Genomic DNA, 20,298 nt, shown 5'->3' with positions numbered 1-20,298 from the left:
TCTTTCTCCTTTAATTTAAATACTACCACTTAATCTCTGAAATACAAATCTCTTGTATAAACCTTATCTAAAACATCCTCAAGATCATTATTAAATCTATTTGCAACTATAACGTCACATTTTTCTTTAAATTCATTAACGTCTTTTATTACCTCACTGTTAAAGAATGTTTCTTCTTTTAGCGTAGGTTCATATATAACGACTTTAAGTCCTTTTGCCTTTATTCGTTTCATAACACCTTGAATAGATGACTGTCTGAAATTATCAGAATTTGCCTTCATTGTCAACCTGTAAATTCCTACAACGCCATTCTGGTTCTGTGGAAATCCTGCTTTTTTAAGTATTTGTTCTGCAATAAAATCTTTTCTTGTGTTATTTGCTTCTACTATTGCTCCAATAATGTTATTAGGGACATTCTCATAATTTGCCAAAAGCTGTTTTGTATCTTTTGGCAGACAATATCCACCATATCCAAATGACGGATTGTTATAATAATTTCCGATTCTTGGGTCAAGTCCGATTCCCTCTATAATTTGTTTTGTGTCAAGTCCCCTAACCTCAGCATAAGTATCAAGTTCATTAAAGAATGATACTCTAAGCGCTAAATATGTGTTAGCAAATAATTTGACAGCCTCTGCTTCTGTAGGTTTTGTAAACAAAACGTCTATATTTTCCTTTAATGCTCCTTCCACAAGAAGTTTTGCAAATGTGTGTGCAGCTTGTTTTATTTTTTCATTATTATCAGGTGCACCAACTATTATTCTTGAAGGATACAAATTGTCATATAATGCTCTTCCTTCACGCAAAAATTCCGGTGAAAAAATTATATTTTCCGTATCATATTTTTTTCTGACACTCTCTGTATATCCTACAGGCACTGTTGATTTAATTACAATTATAGCATCCTTATTTACTTTAAGAACGAGTTCAATTACCTGTTCAACTGATGAAGTATCAAAATAATTTTTATCCGGGTCATAATTTGTAGGTGTTGACACAATGACAAATTCAGCATCTTTATAAGCGTTTTCACCATCTAGTGTAGCTTTTAAATTTAATTTCTTTTCTGTAAGGAATTCCTGAATTTCTTTATCTACAATAGGTGATTTCTTATTATTAATCATATTAACTTTTTCTTCAATCACATCTACAGCCACTACGTCATTATGTTGTGCTAACAAAACTGCATTTGATAATCCTACATATCCTGTTCCGGCTATTGCTATTTTACTCAAAATCCTACTCCTTTTTATTTTCCAAATCATAACTGATTTCTTTTGCTCTCGCATCAAATGTATGATTTCTTAATACAATCTTTTTACCTTTCCCTACAATTTCTTTTCTCTCATCTTCATGAGTCAAATAATAATCAATCTTATTTTTCAAATCTTCCCTGTCTCTATAAGTCACCAGACAACCCTCAAAGTATTTATGAAGTTGTGGCATATCATCACTAATTATAAATGCCCCTGCTGCCAATGCATCAAATATACGATTAGATATTATACCATTATCCTTCATGTCATCCCAATGGTCATTTAATAATATTTTTGCATCGTGATAAGCCTGTCCAACCTGCTCATTTGGCATATACTTCGCTTCTACATAATCTTTAACAGGAAATTCATCCCATCCATCTCCATAAACTGTAAGTTTATGTTCTGTAGGAAGTAAATCTTTAAGTATTGTTCTAAATACATTTCTTGAATTTCCAACAAATAAAAGCTCGTATTTCTTTTCTGCCTCTTCATTAACATTAGTCATAACTTCCGGATCAGTACACTGCATAAGTGTTTTTACCGGAACTTTTATTTTTTCCTTTAACTGTTTTTCAATTACATCAGAAGCTGCATAAACCATATCAAAACAATTATACTCTTCTACTTTTACTCTGTCAGGGTGTGAAATATTCCACATAATTGAATACTTCTGTTCTATCTTAGGATAGCATGCATATTTTCCTCTAAGAACAATTGAATACGCATTACGACTTCTCTCATACCATTCATCTCTTGTCTTAACAGTGCAATGATAACCGAGTTTCTCTAAAGATTTAGCAAGTGCTAATGCATAATGATAATCTCCCCAATTATAAATTGCTTCTGTATTTGGCATTGATCCACATATGTCTATTCCCTTTGGATCAACATAATCATTAATTTCATATACTAAATCCTTAAATTTATCAGCATCTAATTTATCAAATTTTTCTATAGGAACTATTATAACACTATCTCTTGTATCTGTATAATCAGAGCTCTCTGTATTATTTGTTCCATCTACAATGACATCAGTATAGATTCCTACTGCATGAGGTAATTTCTCTGCTTCTAAATATTCTACATCATAACCTTTATCACTTAATGATTCGCCTAAATCTCTACACTTTTCATCATTTTCAGGTTCTATTATTGTAATCTTTAATGGATTTTTTGTAAAAATATTATTTTCTTCTATTTTATCCTTAATAACCTGTCTTAGCAAATAGCTCTGCCATACGCATTTAAATACCTTTACATTCTTTCTTATACGCTTTAAGTCCTTTGTTTCATCATCATACAACTTGTTTTCCGTATCACAGAAAAAAGCATTAGATGTAGGAATATAATAATTCTTATACCCTTTGTAAAATCCATGAAGGCATAAATCTGTACTTTCGTAGCCTAAATTATATTTTCTGTCAAAAGGTCCGATTTCATTGAACACTTCTCTGCTCACTAACATCATCGCCCCTGACACTGCTACTCTCTCTTTTATTTCTTTATCCGCTTCACATATTTCTTTTTTATTATCCACATCAAATGGTTGCATAAAATATGCATCTTCAAAAATTGAGCCTTTAATTTCTATTCCTGTACTTTGAATACAGAAACTATTGCCACTATTTTTATTATCTTTTGGCATTGCAGGATATATTAATCTTCCCGACACAATACCTGCCTGCGGTAAATTCTGATAAGCATATAACAATTCATCTAGCCATCTGTCTGAAACAATTACATTATTATCAAGAAATACAAAGTATTCACCCTTTGCTTTCTTTACGCCGGCATTATTCATCATAGAAGTTGTTATTTTCTTTTTATTATTAACAACTGTTAAGGCCATTTTCTTTTTCCATTTTTCAACACATTCTGTCAAATGTCCATCTGATAATGCATCAACGATAATAATTTCATAATTGTCATAAAATTTGCATTTTTGCAAAGATTCTATTAGCTCTTCAAGTTTTTCAGTTTCTCTATTGACAATTATTATGGAAACTAATGGTTTCCCTTTTATTCCCCTGTTAGGAAGTTTTTCTATGTCTGATTTAATTACTTTAAATACTTCTTCTTTTCTTTCATTTTCTTTGTCATTTAAATCATCATCATTTAAATCTAACGCCCATTCTAAGCTATCCTGACCATTTATTATGTTTTTAAAAACAGAATATATATTTTTCACAATAACATCTCCTACCGTTTTCCTCTCATGTCCCTATGTTTTGCTTATATTAACATATGGGTTGCAGATTGTTCTAAATTTACACTCTCATAATCCTACCCATCATATAATAAACTATCAAACATTTATTTTTATTGCATAATTATTAAAATAAACTTAATAAAATAAATCTTCTAAATATTATGTCTATAATTTAATCATTTTGTTCAAGTAATTCCTATCCTCTGAATCCAATTATAGGAGCACCTTTCTTTTCTATGCATTCCTTTGTCACAGTAACTGTTCCAATATTATCATCTTTTGGAATTTCGTACATAATGTCTAGCATGAAGTCCTCAATAATAGACCGCAAAGCTCTTGCTCCTGTATTTTTATTTATCGCTCTTGCAGCTATTTCTTTTAATGCATCTTCTGTAAATCTTAAATCTACTTCATCTATAGCCAGCAACTTTTTGTACTGTTTAATTATAGCATTTTTTGGCTCTGTAAGTATTTTTACAAGCATTTCTTCTGTCAAACCTTCCAATGTAAATATTATTGGAAGACGTCCAATGAATTCCGGTATCATACCAAATTTTCTCAAATCTTCATTTATTACTTTAGATAATATTTTAGCATCTTTATCATATTTGTCTTTCAAATCAGACATAAAACCTATTGTTGCCTGCTTGTTAAGACGTTCCTTAATAATATCTTCCAATCCCGGAAATGCACCGCCACATATAAATAATATATTCTTTGTGTTTACTGTTGCTAAAGGCACCATTGCATTTTTACTTGTTGCTCCAACCGGCACCTCAACTTCACTGCCTTCTAGCAATTTTAACAATCCCTGCTGAACAGATTCTCCGCTTACATCTCTATTTGTTGAATTCTGTTTCTTTGCTAATTTGTCAATTTCATCAATAAATACAATTCCTGTCTCAGCTCTTTCTACATCATTATCTGCTGCTGCCAACAATTTAGAAAGTACACTTTCTATATCATCACCAATATATCCTGCCTCAGTTAATGATGTTGCATCTGCGATTGCCAAAGGCACATCTAATATTTTTGCCAATGTCTTTACAAGAAATGTTTTACCACAACCTGTAGGTCCTATCATAAGCATGTTTGACTTTTCAATTTCAACATCATCCTGTATCGTGTTAGCAACTCTCTTATAGTGATTATAAACACCTACTGACATTACTTTTTTAGCATAGTCCTGACCTACCACATATTCGTCTAACTGCTCTTTAATTTTATGTGGAGCAGGCAAATTTGCCAAATCTATAGTCTTAACTTCTTTTTCTTCTGTTTTTTTCTTTTTCTTTAATTTCTGATTTTTTGGAATTTCTCTATTAAAATCATCACTTGTAACCATTCTTACATTAGGCATTTTTAATAATTTTTCCAAATCCTCTTCACTTATGTTCACATTCATACCATTTAATCCGCCAAATCCCGGGAATCCTGCTAATCCATCATTCATTGTATCAAAACTTCTCTGCAAACAATCTGTACATACATATATGTTTCCCGGCATTGATACCATCTTTCCTGCACGGCTCTCAGGTCTTCTGCAGACATAACAAATTTTTTCATCTTCATCTTCATTATCATCTTTGTCTGTTGAAGTTGTGTCTTCTTTTTTTATATAGTCTTTTTTTGTTTCATTAGTATTGTCTAATGATTCATCTGTCGTTTCTTTATCATTAATGATTTCTTCGTTTTCTTTTATATTCATATCTTCTTTTGTTTCAAATTCTTTATCCATGCTGTTTTCCTTTCAGTTATCACCATAGTACTTTATATAATTTCAGGGGCACCCCAACTTTGATTCTACCCAATATTCGCATATCGTGGGATAGTCTTCCCGCTTTTTGCTCATATTGGCGCGGGTCCTAAGGTCTTTCACCCACTTATGAGCAAGTTCATGTGGGGTTAGCCCTTTTGACTCAGGCATTATATATCTGATTCTTTTAAATCTTGTAACATATTATCACAAAACCATATGCTATGGCAATTTCTTTGAATAAACGACACCAAAAAGCCCATAGAATTGTTTTAAAACAAATCTATAGGCTTCTTATTCACTCTTTATAGTCTATATATTATTTTGTTGTCTGTTCATTTGCTCCGGCTTCGCTTGAAGAACTTAATGTTAAGCTTACATCTTTTTCTTTATAATCTCTTCCGTCTCTGTATGCGACTTTTACAGTAACTGTTTCTCCAGCTTTATAGTATTCCAATATACTCTGTAAATCATCCATTGAATTTACTGTCTGACCGTCAAATCCTACGATTACATCTGTTGCTACGATTCCGGCTTTTGCTGCTGCTGCACCGTCTGTTACTGCGTATACATAAACACCTTCCGGCATTGAATACTGTTCTACTGCATCAGATGTTACAATATATCCCTGGATTCCAAGATATCCTTTTTCATCTGATGAAACCTTTGTTCTTGTTTCTCTCTGTTCCAAATTATTAATAATATCTGTTACTGATGAAATTGGAATTGCAAATCCCATTCCTTCTACGCTTGCTGATGAAGATGTAGAACTTGATGAATATTTAGCTACGTTAATTCCGATTACTTCACCTTTTGCATTAATTAAAGCTCCACCACTGTTACCACCATTAATTGCCGCATCTGTCTGAAGTAATTTCATTGTATTGTTATTATCAAATGTTACTTCTCTATCTTTTGCACTAATAATTCCTGATGTAACTGACTGACCATAGCCTAATGCATTACCAATTGCAATTACACCTTCACCTACTGTTACTTCATCTGAATTCCCAAGTGTTGCTTTCTTAATTGTTTTTAAAGTTGATTCCTTAATATCTGATAATTTAATTGCTACTACAGCAACATCTGCCTTTGTATCTGTACCTTTTACACTACCTTCAACTGATTCACCATCTACAAACTGAATTGATAATGAATCTGCGCCCTCTACTACGTGGTTATTTGTAACTACAAGCAATTCTGTGTCTGTCTGTTCTACGATAATTCCTGAACCTGCTGACTGTTCTTCATATGACTGTCCATTGTTATTTCCATCATTATTTCCAAAACCATAACCATAGAAATAACTAAAATTATCATAATAATTTGATTGAACTAATGTAGTATTTGTAATAGCTACAACTGAATTCATAACGTCTGAAACAACATCAGATACATCTGTTATTACAACTTTTCCATCTGAGCCTGAATTTGTATCTTCAATAACATCTGTTGAGCCGACACTAGGAATATCTTTATTATCTGCTGTTGTTGTCTTTTTGCTGCTGTTATCTGATGATAAAATGTTATTTGTATTATTACCTTTTCCAGCAATAGAACCTGTTATTAACGAAACTCCTACAGCTAAAACAACAACCACACCTGCTATACATGAAATTAAAATTGCAGTCTTATTCTTTTTTGGCTTTTTGTTGTTATCATTATAGTTATTATAACCATTATTATAATTGTTATATCCTGAATTTGAATTATCATATCCGTTGTTCGAATTATTACTCTGATTATAATATGAATTATTTCCACTATTGTAATATGAACCCTGACCATTGTTGTTTGTGTTGCCACTATTATAATATGAGCCACTTTGTTCACTATTACTATTTCCGTTTACGTTACCATTTGTTTCATTGTTACTATTTTGATTATCGTTTACAGTTTCCTCTGTCTGGTTGCTGTTAACATTATTTTCTTCATCGTACATATTGCTTTCCCCTTTCTGTACACATTCTTTGTAACGTCTATCTTTATTACAAGTAACAGTTTAGTTTTAATTTGTGATGTTTTTGTGTTCCCTTTGTTAAAAAGTTTTGAAATCACAGCAATTTTTGATACCAAAGTCTAAAAGTCTAAGCCACATGGGCTTGCTCATAAAAATAGCCGAAAAGTAAATAGTTACACATTTGCTCTCTAAAATACTTCTCAGCTATTTTTTATATTTCTTTAATGAAATTCTGTATCGCCACCATCATCGTAATCATAAAACTCTTCTGTCTGCGATTCCTCTTCATCTGTACTTGTTCCACCCATCTCTGTAGGATTATAACCTGTAGAACTTGAAGAAACACCTGTCTGGCTGACAATACTACTGTCTATTTCTTCAACAGTTGAAGTTGGCTGATAATTTTCTTCTCCATAAAGGAATTCATGCAATGCTGTTACATTCTGGCTTAACCCCTGTGGTAAAACATAACTTGTATTATCTATTGTTCCTGTTGTAAGTTCTGATGGGAATCCTTCACTTCCACTCAATGAAAAGTCAAAAATGATTGGTAACATTCCTACTATCTGATCAAAATCAAAACTTGTAGAAATTATCTTTTCTTTCTTTGTATTTCCATCTAAAACAGTGTTTATCATCTGCTGAAGTTCACTTACACTTGCTTTTTTAGCTCTGTCTACTAATTTCATAATAACAGAACGCTGACGTGCAGCTCTTCCAAAGTCATCCCTTATGGCTTTACCAGTGTCCGGATCATAAAATGTTGCCTTACGGATTCTACAATATGTAGTGGCCTGAATACCATTCAGCTTTATGTTCTTTCCACTTTTGGCTATAGGCTTTGCATATTCTCCTGTAGTACTGATTGTACTCTTCATATGATGATTAAGCTGATTAACCTCATCATCTGTAAGATTAACTTTAATTCCACCAAGAGTATCTATTATCTTTGCTACACCGGCAAAATTAACAGTAACGTAATCTGTAAGCTGTAAATCCAAATTTTTATTTAAAGTATTAATAGCTCCTTCAGCACCACCAACTGAATATGCTGAATTTACTTTGAAATATTTATATGTTCCATCGCTATTATATATTCTCAAAAATGTATCTCTATAAATAGACACCATCTTTACTTCACCTGTAGTATTGTGAACACTTACAATTACCATTGAATCACTGTTTGTACCCTCGTCAAACTGACTTGTTCGTGAATCAATTCCAAATAAAATAAAATTAGTATATTCTTCAGAATAATTGTATTGAAGATTATTTGTTTCTACTTGATTCTTGTTAAAATCACCATCAAATACACTTTTATCATAAGATTTGCTTCCGAACAATTTTATTATATTTTGTCCTACCGGTGTTTTTGTAAGTCCTTCAACAATTGCTCCTTTTACAGCTGGCACAAACATTACCGTGCCCATTAAAATAACACATACTGCAAACAGTACTTCAAAAAATATCAGGACCTTCTTTAATCTTGATAAAGACCTTAACTTCTGCTGCTTTGTTTTATTTTTTGAACTCATTTGTATTCTCCAATATTATACTCCCTTATATCCATTAGGGTTTTTCTTTTGCCAATTCCATGTATCTTCACACATTTCCTTGATTCCATATTCTGCTTCCCAGCCTAACTCTTCTTTTGCAAGGGATGCATTTGCATAACATTCTGCAATATCTCCAGGTCTTCTTTCTGTTATTTCGTAAGGAATCTGTTTTCCACAGGCCTTGCTGAAGTTCTCAATAACATCTAATACACTATATCCGATTCCTGTTCCTAAATTATATGCCTTAACACCTATATCAGGACATTTTTCTAATTTCTGAATTGCCTTTACATGTCCCTTTGCCAAATCAACTACATGAATATAATCTCTTACGCCCGTACCATCTTTTGTAGGATAATCATTGCCAAATACGTTTACCTTTGGAAGCTGACCTGTTGCTACCTTTGCAATGTATGGCATAAGGTTGTTTGGAATTCCGTTAGGATCTTCTCCAATTTCTCCACTCTTATGTGCTCCAATTGGATTGAAATATCTTAATAAAAGAATGTTCCATTCTTTGTCAGCAACATAGAAATCTCTAAAGATTTCTTCCTGCATAAGTTTTGTTCTTCCGTATGGATTTGTTGCTGAAAGTGGGAAATCTTCAGTAATAGGTACTGTAGCCGGGTCACCGTATACTGTAGCTGATGAACTGAATACAATATTCTTTACCCCTTTGTTTCTCATCACATCGCACATATCTAATGTACCTGAAATATTATTTCTGTAATATTCTAATGGTTTTGCAACAGATTCTCCTACTGCCTTTAATCCTGCAAAATGAATTACTGCAAAAATCTTATTTTCATCTAAAATCTTACCTACTAATTCTTTGTCAGCAATATCTCCTTCATAAAATTTCAGGCTTTTTCCTGTAATCTTCTGAACTCTTCTTAAGGATTCTTCTGATGAGTTAGACAAATTATCTAAAACAACTACATCATATCCTGAATTTAATAATTCAACACATGTATGACTTCCAATAAATCCTGCTCCTCCGGTTACTAATATAGTACTCATAATCAAGTCCTCCATTTACTTCTTCGTAACTTTTACCTTTACAGACACTTTGTTCTTTAATGTTGTATTATTAGGTACCGTCAAAGAAACATCAACTGTTTTATTTGAATTAATACCTTTTAAATTTACAACTGCTTTAATATCATCTGGTGTAACTTTATCAAGTTCAGACTTAAGCCCTGTAAGCGATACACTAATTGAGTCACTGGAAATTTCTGCAATATATCCGCTTTCAATATTCTGTAATGATATGTCACTTTTGTTTATTTGAAATTTTTTTGTTTCCAACTTTTCAACTTTAACTGTTATTGTTGCAATAGCATTTGCCGAATCTGACACACTTACACCATCCGGTAAATACTTATTAAGATTTACTTCGACGTTAACCGTATCTTTTGCTCCATCAACAGAGATATCCTCTTTCGGAACTTTGATTGATTCTAGTGAATCTATCAGACTGTGCTTACCAACAAGCGTAACTTTTTGTGGTTCAAATTCTACCCCTGTAACTTCATATCCCTTTGCCGGTTTACCACTATATTCAACATCTACAGGAATTGTATTTCCCTTTAATACTTCAATACTTACTTTTGTCTTATTATAGTTCTTAGTTACATTAGTGTTTTTAATTGTATTTCCATTTTCATCATATAATTTAATTTTATATTTTTCTTCAAAACTCTGGCTTGCATTAGAAACATCTACGATAACTTTTGCTTTGTCAATCTTATGCTGTACTGATTCCGGTGCCGTTACAATAATATTATTTCTTGAGTTGCTATACCCTCCTAAATAATATCCCTTTGCAAGTTCTCCTGTAATTTCTACTTCCACAGGATACTGCTCGTCCACTAAATCTTCAACATCTACTGAAACTGCTTTTACTGACTGATTAACAATTGAAATCTTATTTTCTACATTTTTCTTATTAGCTGAAACTTCTACCTGAACTGAATTGGCAACTGAAATTTCATCTAATGGTGCAACAGCCGTAAAATCATCTGAACTCAACTCTGAAATTACGGATCTCTTTCCGGTTATAGTAACATTTAATGTTAATCTCTGGTCAACTTTATATACTTTATTCTGGTCTGTAATGGCTTCCTCATCTGTCAAATTTATTGGGATTCCATATATTGTTATTGTTTTAGTCGGGTCACTTAAGTTTACAACGGCAAGCCATATAAGTGCCGCGATAAAAACAGCCGCAATTTTTAACATAATATTATTTGTTATTGATTCTCTCAGTTTTTTCGTCACTGACTTCATTGCGCCTCCACCCTTTCTTCTTTTTGCTCTTTACTTCTTCCTTCGCCTGAACTTTTTTAAGTTCATTTTTCAAAGTTGCTGCATCTGCATATCGAATAAGTTTTCCATCTCTTGCAATAGAAATACTTCCTGTTTCTTCAGATACAATTACAACAACACTGTCAGATACTTCACTGATACCAACTCCGGCTCTGTGTCTTGTACCTAAATCTTTACTCAAAGATGTGCTGTTTGACAAAGGCAGATAACAAGTAGCTGCTGTGATTTTATCACCATCAATAATTACTGCTCCATCATGAAGCGGAGTATTCTTTTCAAATATATTAATGAACAACTGTCTGCTTATATCTGCATCAAGTCTTATTCCTGTTTCCTCGTATTCAGTCAAATCCTGCTCTTTTGCAATTACAATTAAGGCTCCTGTTTTTACTTTAGCAAGGTCGACTGTAGCTCTCACAATTTCTTCAATTGATCTGTCACTAAATCTATCATCGCCTGTATTACTTCCAAATTTAAAATATCTGGAAATGACATTTTTCTTACCTAATTCCTCTAATGCCTTTCTAAGTTCAGGCTGGAAAATGATTATAATTGCTATAATTCCAACACTTAACGTCTTATCTGCTATCCATAATATGGTCGTAAGGTTAAACAGTACTGCCGCAAACATAAACAGTACAATAACTATAATTCCCTTAAACAAAGTCCATGCCCTGCTTCTTTGGAACCATATCATAATGTAATATACAAGAACAGCAATAATAAATATTTCCACAATATCACTTGCATAAATCTTAGGCATTGTCAAATATTTGTCAGAAAAAATTCCTAAATATTCTTTTAATATGCTCATTTTATCACTCCTCTCTCATTACATTAACGTACAAATGTTAATTTTTATTGCTCTTTTTCTTAATTTTATTTTTATTGTGTTGTCTTTGGGCATTAATACGTTTTACATTCATCTCCGGTTCCGCAACATTAAGCTTAGGAACTGCTTTTACGTAATAATAATACTCATCATCTTCAAACTGTGTATGTTCAACTCTTGTATAATCCACAGAAAATACAAAGAATTGTAAAATAACTGCGATTACCAATGACAAGGCTGTTCCTATAACAAGCCATAATATTGAAACTTTTGTGTTTAATATTAAACTTCCTACAAGTAACGCTACAAATTCAACTGTTCCACCTATTAATATTGCTTTCATCCAAGCGTGGTCAATTGACTTTCTTCTAATCGCATAAACAATTAATAATACTATAGCAAAAACAACAACAGTTAATATCATTTCTTTATTTCCTGTTATCATGGAAACTACTGTTCCGATTCCTGCTGTAGAAGCTTTATCGGACGATATATTACTTATCGCTGTTTCATTTGTTTCAACTACATTTAAAATATAATAAACTATTGTTCCAAATGATACTGATACTATTGATGCAGGCGAACACATTAATCCTGCCACAATAGGTATGACATATGGAACTCTCAGGTAGAATGCTATAGGTATAAGTAATATAAATATCCCATCTCTTGATGAAAATCTAAAAAATAATAAGAACATTATTATCATTAATACCAATACTACCACTGCAATTTCTAACGTCAAAGCATACAAATTAACAATCACCATACCTGAAAATACAACTACAATTAATGACCATGGTACAAATGAAAGTACTATTGCTGCCACTAACAACATAAGCTGGTTATCTAGTATCTCTAAATATCCTATATGACTATTTATAAGAGTAAAGGCAACAAATGTAACTAAGAACTTAATAACAGGTCTTACCAAAGCTCCGTGTTCATTATAAAAATTTACTATCTTATCCTTTAAAACTAAAAAACCTGTCACTATTCCTCACCTCTCTCTTCCATGCTATTTATAATAGCGTCATATTCTTCTTCCTGAATCTTATGTAATACTTTTAATTCTCCATTATATTTATTAAGATTCTCTCTAATGGCAGAAAATTTCTTTGAATAATAAATATATGTAAATATCATATATACAACCGTAATTAAAATATAAAACATTACAATTAAAATCACTACTGCCATAAATGAATTCGTTGTCTTTAATCTTCCAATAAATGCATCAGCACTAAACATAAGCCATAAAGCCAACATCAGTGCATAGGCAATCGTTACGGCAACAAATGATTTAATCATCTTAATTGCCAAATAGTCGCTTCTATAATATTTACTATATTTTATCTCTGATTTAGCATTCTTCTGTTCATATAATGCTAATTTTGTCATTATGCTTATTTTTTCATTATTTAACATATAACTCTCCTAAATTTGAGTAATAATATCCACGATAAAATCGCCTACAATTATATCATAGTGACAAAATTATAACAACCTTCCTGTCATAGAGAATTTATATTGAGAATCTGTATATTGTTACATTTTCTCCTTCCCTTAGACAAAAAGGTTGTTATTTCATCATTTATCTTCTTCTGTTGTCTCACTAATTATATATCTTGGTCTTGCCTTAACTTCCATATATATCTTTCCTATATATTCGCCAAGAATTCCCACACTTATAAGCTGTACACCGCCTAAAAAACATATTATGCTTGTCATACTTGCCCATCCTGCAACGCCATTACCTATGAAATGTACAATCAACGTCCATATTACTCCAATAAAACTTATTATTGAAACGAACATTCCAAGCGACGTTATTAATCTGATTGGCTTAATTGAAAGACTTGTTATTCCATCAATCGCTAATGCCAACATCTTTGATAACGGATAATGACTGTCTCCTGCAATTCTTTCATTTCTTTCATAAAATACACTTGTACTTTTAAACCCTACTAATGGGAACATTCCTCTTAAGAAAATATTTACCTCTTTAAAATTCTTAAATTCTTTAAGAACTCTATTCGATACAAGTCTGTAATCAGCATGATTGTATACAGTTTCTACGCCCATCCATTTAAGGAACTTATAAAATCCCTGTGCAGTTGCTCTCTTAAATACTGTATCTGTATCTCTCTTACTTCTGACACCATATACAATCTCACAACCATTCTGATATTCTTCTATCATTTCATTCATTGCATTTATATCATCCTGTCCATCGCAGTCAATTGATATAATCATATCGCACTTATCAATAGAATACATCATTCCAGCCAATACTGCATTCTGATGGCCCCTGTTTCTGCTCTGGCAAATTCCCTGATAATGTTCATCTTCTTTAGATAACTGCTTTATTATATCCCAAGTCTTATCTTTACTTCCATCATTTACAAATAAAACCCTGCTTTTATCATCAATATATCCAATCTTAATAAGTTCATATATTTTATCTAAAAAAAGCTTGCTTGTAATTGGTAAAACCTCTTCCTCATTATAACATGGTATTACTATGTTTAATATTGGTTTATTCATTCCCTCTTCTCCTATTATTATTTTGTCATTAAAATATACCACATTATTCCATTATAAACAACGACTAGTCTGTTGGTATTTTCCATATTTCATATATATTTGGCAAACCAATTTTTGTGCTTCTAAAAGTCATGTCATCATATTTTGTATCTTTAGATTTGATTACTACCGTATCGATTGGATTACCTGCAAACGCCACACTTCCTATTTCTTTAACACTTTTAGGTAAGACCACAACATTTAATTTCATTTGGGCAAAAGCATGTGATCCTATTTTTTCTGTTCCTTCTTTTATTTCTAAATTACTAACTCCGGTTCCGCAAAAAGCTCCATCTTCTATTTCTTTTACGTATGACGGAATAATTATACTTTGTGAAAAACTGCTACATCTCCAAAAAGTATATAGAGGAACATACCCCAAATTATAAATAAACTCAATATTGTTTACTTTTTTCAAATTTGAATCCTCAATAAAAACGCTATCTTCCATCTTTCTTAATCCATTTGGTAAAGTTACTTCTTTTAACTGATGCAATTTCCCAAATGCACTTTTCCCTATTATTTCTACTCCATTACCTATATTTACTGATGTTATATATTGATTAACCTTTGTTTTCTCATCTAATATTCTAAAACAGTTCTTTTCTATTTTTTTCACTACTTTTCCTTCAATAAATTCAGGAATATTTACTTTAGAATTATCACATTTGTACTTAACAAGGCTTACATATTCATCTCCATTTTCGTTGCAGATAATATATTTATACTGTCTTTTCATAGGTATTTTATTTTTTACCGTAACCTTTATCGTCTTATCTTTTTTATATTTTCCCTGTCGTTTAACATAAACTGTTACATATGTACTTCCTTTTTTCTTTCCCTTTATAATCACGTTTTCACTACTTTTTGTTGCACTAACGATTTTTTTATTTTCTGTAACAATCTTATAACTTTTCTTTTTATCTAATATAGAGCCTTCAAATCTCATATTTCCTTTTTCAATTGTATATTCTTTATCATATTTAGTATCTGTTCCTGCATTTATAGGAATACACGGAACCATCATACATAAAAACAACATTATAAAAAATCTTTTTTTCATTGTCGTTTCCTCCTCTGTTATCTTTTAATTTACTTTATATCCTGTAACTTTCCAAATTTGTATCCCATGTCTTCCCATTTTTCTAGTAATTCATCTAATATTTCTCCATTCGTTGATGATGTGTTATGGAGAAGAACAATTGCTCCGGGATGTACTCTTGTCAATAGTTTACTAAATGCTTCTTCCTTAGTAGGCTGTGCATCCGTATTCCAATCTACATATGCAAGACTCCAGAAAAATGTTTTATATCCTAATTTCTGTGCCATTTTCAAATTATCAAAACTCAATTTTCCCTGAGGAGCCCTATAAAATCTAGTCATCTCTTTTCCTGTTATTTCTTTAAATTTATCAGACACCATTGAAAGTTCTTTTCCAAATTGTTCTTCTGACATTCCTATAACATTCGGATGATTAAATGTATGATTTCCTACGTTATGGCCCTCTTTTACCATTTGTTTTATCAAATCTTCGTTTTCATTTATGAAATGCCCTACTACAAAAAAAGTTGCCGGTACTTTGTGTTTTTTCAATGCCTTTAATATCGCCGGAGTATTTCCATTTTCGTATCCACAATCGAATGTTAAATACAATATTTTTTCATCACTCTGCGCCATATAATAAGCATCATATTCTTTTAGAGTATCTGCTGATTCCGTTCCTGTTGGTTTTGTTCCTTCAGCACCAAATCCTAATCCCCAATCGCCTGCATTTGCTACAGTTACGCTTTTCTTTGATATAATTCTGTCTTTTACCACCCCTATTCCTACACCAACAAAAAATGCTTCTGTAAATATAATTGCTACCGCTACACACTTAATAAATTTTTTCATAGTCAAATACCATTTTGCCATTATGATTATTTCGTACATTATATGCATTTAACCTTCTCACAATTGGCAAAAATCCTATGCACAATCTTTTATAAATTATACATAGGATTTTGTATTTTTATCACTATTTTTATTTGTAAATAACTTTTACATTTTTATCAAAAGCTGTAGTGCCAACACGTATATCCCCTGACTTAATAGTTACGGTTTTTAATTTACAGTTCTGAAATGCCAATTCACCTATAATTTTCATGGATTCAGGAATTTCTATCTTTGTTACATCAGAAGATGAAAATGCTCCCTGATCAATTATTTCTACGCCTTCCTCTAATATTACTTTTTTTACTCCTGCTCCATCAAACGCATATCTGCCTATTGTTTTTACATTTCCCGGAATAACTAATGGCTTATCGAGATCTAATGCTGATGAAAACATTCCGTCAGGAATTATTCCAAATTTAAATATAACGTTAAAATTTAATTTTTTTAATTGACCACATTCCTTGAAACTTAGACCATCTAACGTTTCTAAAGTCTTTGGCAATCTGATTTCTTTTACATTTTCCATCAACCTTACTACGCACTGTACATATGTAATTCCGTCCTCAATATATAATTTTTCAATATCTTCCGGTACACTTATTCCACTAAATTTGTCTTTTGATTTCCTATCTGTAAGAAATACTGAATCATCTAATTTTTTTACAGGTATTCCATTAATATAAGCCGGAATTGTAACATCTGTCTCACATCCAATATATCTTAAATCACTTATATAATCTGCCCCTGTCTCATCAGTTTTCACTGTATAAGTAAATTTATCATCTATCGGTATTTTTTTCTTTATTGTAACCTTACACTTTTTCAGAATAATTTTTCTTCCTTGTTTATCAGTTTTATATTTTGTGATTACCACAGTTCCTGTTTTTTTGCCCTTTACCAACCCATACTTGTTGACTGTTGCTATTTTAGGATTGCTGCTTTCCAGTTTATTTTTTTTACTATAAACAGTATAAAATCCGTATTGTTTTAAGCTTGCTCTGTTTCCCTTACCTATAACGATTTTATCTTTAACCCATACATAACTCTGTATGTTTTTCACTTTCTTCGCTGCGTATGTATTACCTGAATATAAAATAATTAAGCTTAACATTATTAAAGTATATGTTATTATTTTCCTCGTTTTTTTCATAACAACCTCCTTAATCCGGTATGCTTTTTGCAATTAATGGTGTTCCGTTTGCAAATATGTATAGTTTTGCAGTTGCTCATTTTTATCAAATATTCTTTTATAGTTTTATTAGGAGTTTTTGTTAAGAATTATAATTAGATGTTTTTCACTTCCCTTTAAAACCAGTATTCAAATTTTTATATAATATATACTAGTTACATTTTCATATTAACATTTCATATTATTTGTGTCAATTAAGCATTGTATATTTTGTATATTTTAATATTCTTTATATTTAAATTTTTGTTTAATCCATACTAATCTGCATTAACAAAAAAACATTTGCACAATATTCTATTTAAATTAAGAATAAATATTTGTGCAAATGCTTTTTTATTAAACTATTCTATTTATTTTTGTTTTAAATTTTGTTTTTCACTTAAATATATGCATATTTTATTAAACATTGCATAAACAAAACAATCTATTACAAAACTGCATATATTTAATATGACATCATCTGTATCAACCGAACGATAATTTATTCCAATAGCATTATTTAACCTTTTTCAAATACTCTTTCAGTATTTCATATGACTTTTTCAGTCTTGTGTGATAACTACTTTGTTGTTTTTCTTCAAATGGAATTGATTTTAATTCTATATTATCACCTGTTTTTCCAATACCCATATTTATTTCTTGTACATCTGTAAAATTAATACTCCCTTCACTATAGAAGTCATTAATTACGGTACCTTGTGTACTGTTCATTACATTTAATAAATACCACGGTATTCTAAATTCCATTGTATTATCTGCTATATAATAGTCTGCTGTGTTATCAAATTTATCACTGTCAGGGTCCGTAATTCCTGCTTTCAATAGTCCACTCTCATAAAATTGAGGTTCGATGGTTTTATTGTCATCAGGCAAATACATTTCATTACTAGTAAACATTTGAATGCGAACATACTCTCCTGAATTTTTTACTGAATAATCATTGTCAAAATCAAACACTCCTTTACTGTAACCGTAAATATAATAAAACGTACTGTAATATGCATCTGTAAGAAGTCTTGTTTCTCCATTTTTGTCTATTTCCAATATATAGTCTGTATTTTTGTCAAATGCAATATTTCTTGTATTATCTTTCTGACTTCCTACACCCAATGTTGAGATAGGAACATATATTTTTCCATCCGTTTTGCTTTTTAACTGCACAGCCAAATACAAATAACCTTCATCATATTTTGAATATAATTTGTACTCATCAGAGTCTATAATATTTTCACTATCTGACCATTCATCTAATTTTCCATCTATTTTACATATCTGATTTTCTCCCGGTTCTACTGCCACAATTCCATAGCCCTGCTCTGCCGACATAACATTTGGTGTGCGGCATTCAGGATTTTCAGGTGCATATTTCACTGTGTTCCATGTTTGCTTAAACCATTCTTCCTGCCATGAAAAAATCATACCTCCGGCATAACCTGATTTATAAATTGAAGTCAATAGATTAGTCAGATATTCTCCCTGCTGCTTTTCTGTGAGTCCACCCTGATTGTATCCTACTACACTTTCATGAGCAATTCCTCTTGAAGTTGGAAGCCCCACTTCAGCGACCATAACCGGGACTGTATATTCTTTTTTCAAATCAATCAAATAAGCTTCATACGGATTACTTTGTCCATTTGAATCTTTATAATCAACATATTCTTTTTGATGATTCATAAATTCCGGATAATACGGATATATGTCAAGCGCTGCAAATAAACCTGCTTTATATGATTCATTTGACTTAATATTTTCAGTGTTAACCGATACGCTGTCTTCTTCCTCAAACGGCTCATTACTATGTTTTAGTGCATCTGTTGTCTGCCAGTTAAGAAACGCTACAGGTATCTGCGTTTTATAACTTTGTGTTTCGTAACTTATAAGTTTGTCTCCCATTTCACATAGAAAACTTTCAAATGGTGTAGCATCATTTGTATTTTCCAAATACTCTCCAAAATACGCTTCCCTATCCGTGTGGGAATTTGTATTCTGAACAAATTCTGCCGGCCATTCAAGTCCTAAAATATATCCTGCAACATATTTTGATATATCATTATGATATACTGCATTTTTAATATTTCCATACGAAGTATAATCACTATTTCCATGTATTATATCTATTGTTTCAGTTATGTTTCTCTCAAAAGCATCTGCTACTATGTTATCAGCATCCAGTGCATCTGCCACATCGTACAGATAATCTTCATTAAACCATATTCCCTGAATAAGATATAACGGGCTTTCTGCTTTTTTGTTGTAATCGTAAAATGCCTGATAAAAATCCGGATTCATTATTGTAAATACTTTCACTGTATTTGCATTCATTTCACTTATCTGTTCAAACCATTCCATATAAGTTTCATAACTTACATCCGGATTGTTTAAATTAGTAGTAGCCAGAGTTAGTCCCATATTTACACCCTTAAGAATCACTCTGTTCCATTTCTTATTATCATTGTGATAAAAATAGTCTCCCTGCGCTACAAACTCTATGTTGTTGCCGTTCGTGTCAACATTTTCAATTGCTGTTTCTTTATCAGGGACTATATTTTTCTCACTTTTATTATCATTTTTTGAGCAGGAAACCGTAACTGTCATCATTGCAAATATCAACATTATTGATACTATTTTTTTCATTCAAATACCATATAATCAATATAACTTTAATTATATTTCCTTTCTTACTTATAT

General features: G+C 31.5%; 15 protein-coding genes. All 15 read right to left on the bottom strand.

The features are described 5' to 3' along the window. Positions 1 to 29: 29 nt before the first annotated feature. Positions 30 to 1,265 carry a nucleotide sugar dehydrogenase gene (locus ABMA45_RS09695; protein WP_347996283.1) on the bottom strand — a complete coding sequence of 412 codons (1,236 nt, stop codon included), beginning with the start codon at positions 1,263 to 1,265 and terminating at the stop codon, positions 30 to 32. After that, positions 1,240 to 3,447, bottom strand: coding sequence for a glycosyltransferase family protein (locus ABMA45_RS09690; RefSeq protein WP_022089688.1), 2,208 nt, complete (start codon positions 3,445 to 3,447; stop codon positions 1,240 to 1,242). The genes ABMA45_RS09695 and ABMA45_RS09690 overlap by 26 nt, the downstream gene beginning before the upstream one ends. 217 nt (positions 3,448 to 3,664) lie before the next feature. Then, positions 3,665 to 5,206: an ATP-dependent Clp protease ATP-binding subunit ClpX gene (gene clpX, locus ABMA45_RS09685; RefSeq protein ID WP_022089687.1), complete on the bottom strand. Its 1,542-nt coding sequence runs from the start codon at positions 5,204 to 5,206 to the stop codon at positions 3,665 to 3,667. A 337-nt stretch (positions 5,207 to 5,543) separates the two neighbouring features. Beyond that, entirely contained in the window at positions 5,544 to 7,166 is a 1,623-nt protein-coding gene (locus ABMA45_RS09680) for a S1C family serine protease (protein WP_022089686.1), read from the bottom strand. A gap of 239 nt (positions 7,167 to 7,405) precedes the next feature. Further along, on the bottom strand, positions 7,406 to 8,719 hold the full coding sequence (locus ABMA45_RS09675) for an LCP family protein (RefSeq protein ID WP_022089685.1): 1,314 nt from the start codon (positions 8,717 to 8,719) through the stop codon (positions 7,406 to 7,408). A gap of 15 nt (positions 8,720 to 8,734) precedes the next feature. After that, complete coding sequence (gene galE / locus ABMA45_RS09670; protein ID WP_022089684.1) at positions 8,735 to 9,760, bottom strand: UDP-glucose 4-epimerase GalE; 1,026 nt, start codon at positions 9,758 to 9,760, stop codon at positions 8,735 to 8,737. A gap of 15 nt (positions 9,761 to 9,775) precedes the next feature. Next, the gene (locus tag ABMA45_RS09665) at positions 9,776 to 11,029 is read right to left on the bottom strand and encodes a CdaR family protein (protein WP_022089683.1); all 1,254 of its coding nucleotides are present in this window, start codon (positions 11,027 to 11,029) and stop codon (positions 9,776 to 9,778) included. Continuing rightward, positions 10,986 to 11,882: a diadenylate cyclase CdaA gene (cdaA, locus tag ABMA45_RS09660; RefSeq protein WP_022089682.1), complete on the bottom strand. Its 897-nt coding sequence runs from the start codon at positions 11,880 to 11,882 to the stop codon at positions 10,986 to 10,988. Before cdaA ends, ABMA45_RS09665 begins: the two co-directional genes overlap by 44 nt. 37 nt (positions 11,883 to 11,919) lie before the next feature. Further along, on the bottom strand, positions 11,920 to 12,894 hold the full coding sequence (locus tag ABMA45_RS09655; protein WP_022089681.1) for a hypothetical protein: 975 nt from the start codon (positions 12,892 to 12,894) through the stop codon (positions 11,920 to 11,922). Continuing rightward, positions 12,894 to 13,328, bottom strand: a complete 435-nt coding sequence (locus ABMA45_RS09650; RefSeq protein ID WP_022089680.1) for a hypothetical protein — start codon at positions 13,326 to 13,328, stop codon at positions 12,894 to 12,896. Before ABMA45_RS09650 ends, ABMA45_RS09655 begins: the two co-directional genes overlap by 1 nt. Before the next feature lie 162 nt (positions 13,329 to 13,490). Then, the gene (locus tag ABMA45_RS09645; protein ID WP_022089679.1) at positions 13,491 to 14,447 is read right to left on the bottom strand and encodes a glycosyltransferase family 2 protein; all 957 of its coding nucleotides are present in this window, start codon (positions 14,445 to 14,447) and stop codon (positions 13,491 to 13,493) included. Between the two features lie 64 nt (positions 14,448 to 14,511). Further along, positions 14,512 to 15,549: a leucine-rich repeat domain-containing protein gene (locus tag ABMA45_RS09640; RefSeq protein WP_022089678.1), complete on the bottom strand. Its 1,038-nt coding sequence runs from the start codon at positions 15,547 to 15,549 to the stop codon at positions 14,512 to 14,514. Positions 15,550 to 15,578: 29 nt separating this feature from the next. Next, positions 15,579 to 16,418 carry a polysaccharide deacetylase family protein gene (locus ABMA45_RS09635; protein ID WP_347993910.1) on the bottom strand — a complete coding sequence of 280 codons (840 nt, stop codon included), beginning with the start codon at positions 16,416 to 16,418 and terminating at the stop codon, positions 15,579 to 15,581. 91 nt (positions 16,419 to 16,509) lie between these two features. Next, a complete protein-coding gene (locus ABMA45_RS09630; RefSeq protein WP_022089676.1) occupies positions 16,510 to 17,571 on the bottom strand; it encodes a leucine-rich repeat domain-containing protein in 1,062 nt (353 codons plus the stop codon). A gap of 534 nt (positions 17,572 to 18,105) precedes the next feature. Then, positions 18,106 to 20,244 (bottom strand): hypothetical protein, encoded by a 2,139-nt coding sequence (locus ABMA45_RS09625; RefSeq protein ID WP_022089675.1) that lies wholly within the window; start codon positions 20,242 to 20,244, stop codon positions 18,106 to 18,108. Positions 20,245 to 20,298 lie beyond the last annotated feature (54 nt).

Origin of the sequence: Eubacterium sp. CAG:156 (assembly GCF_000434315.1) — a bacterium.
In the GTDB taxonomy this organism is placed as follows: Bacteria; Bacillota; Clostridia; order Lachnospirales; family Lachnospiraceae; genus Eubacterium_U; species Eubacterium_U album.
The sequence above is the reverse complement of the archived record's forward strand: the minus strand, read 5'-3'. Positions and strand labels throughout refer to the sequence as shown.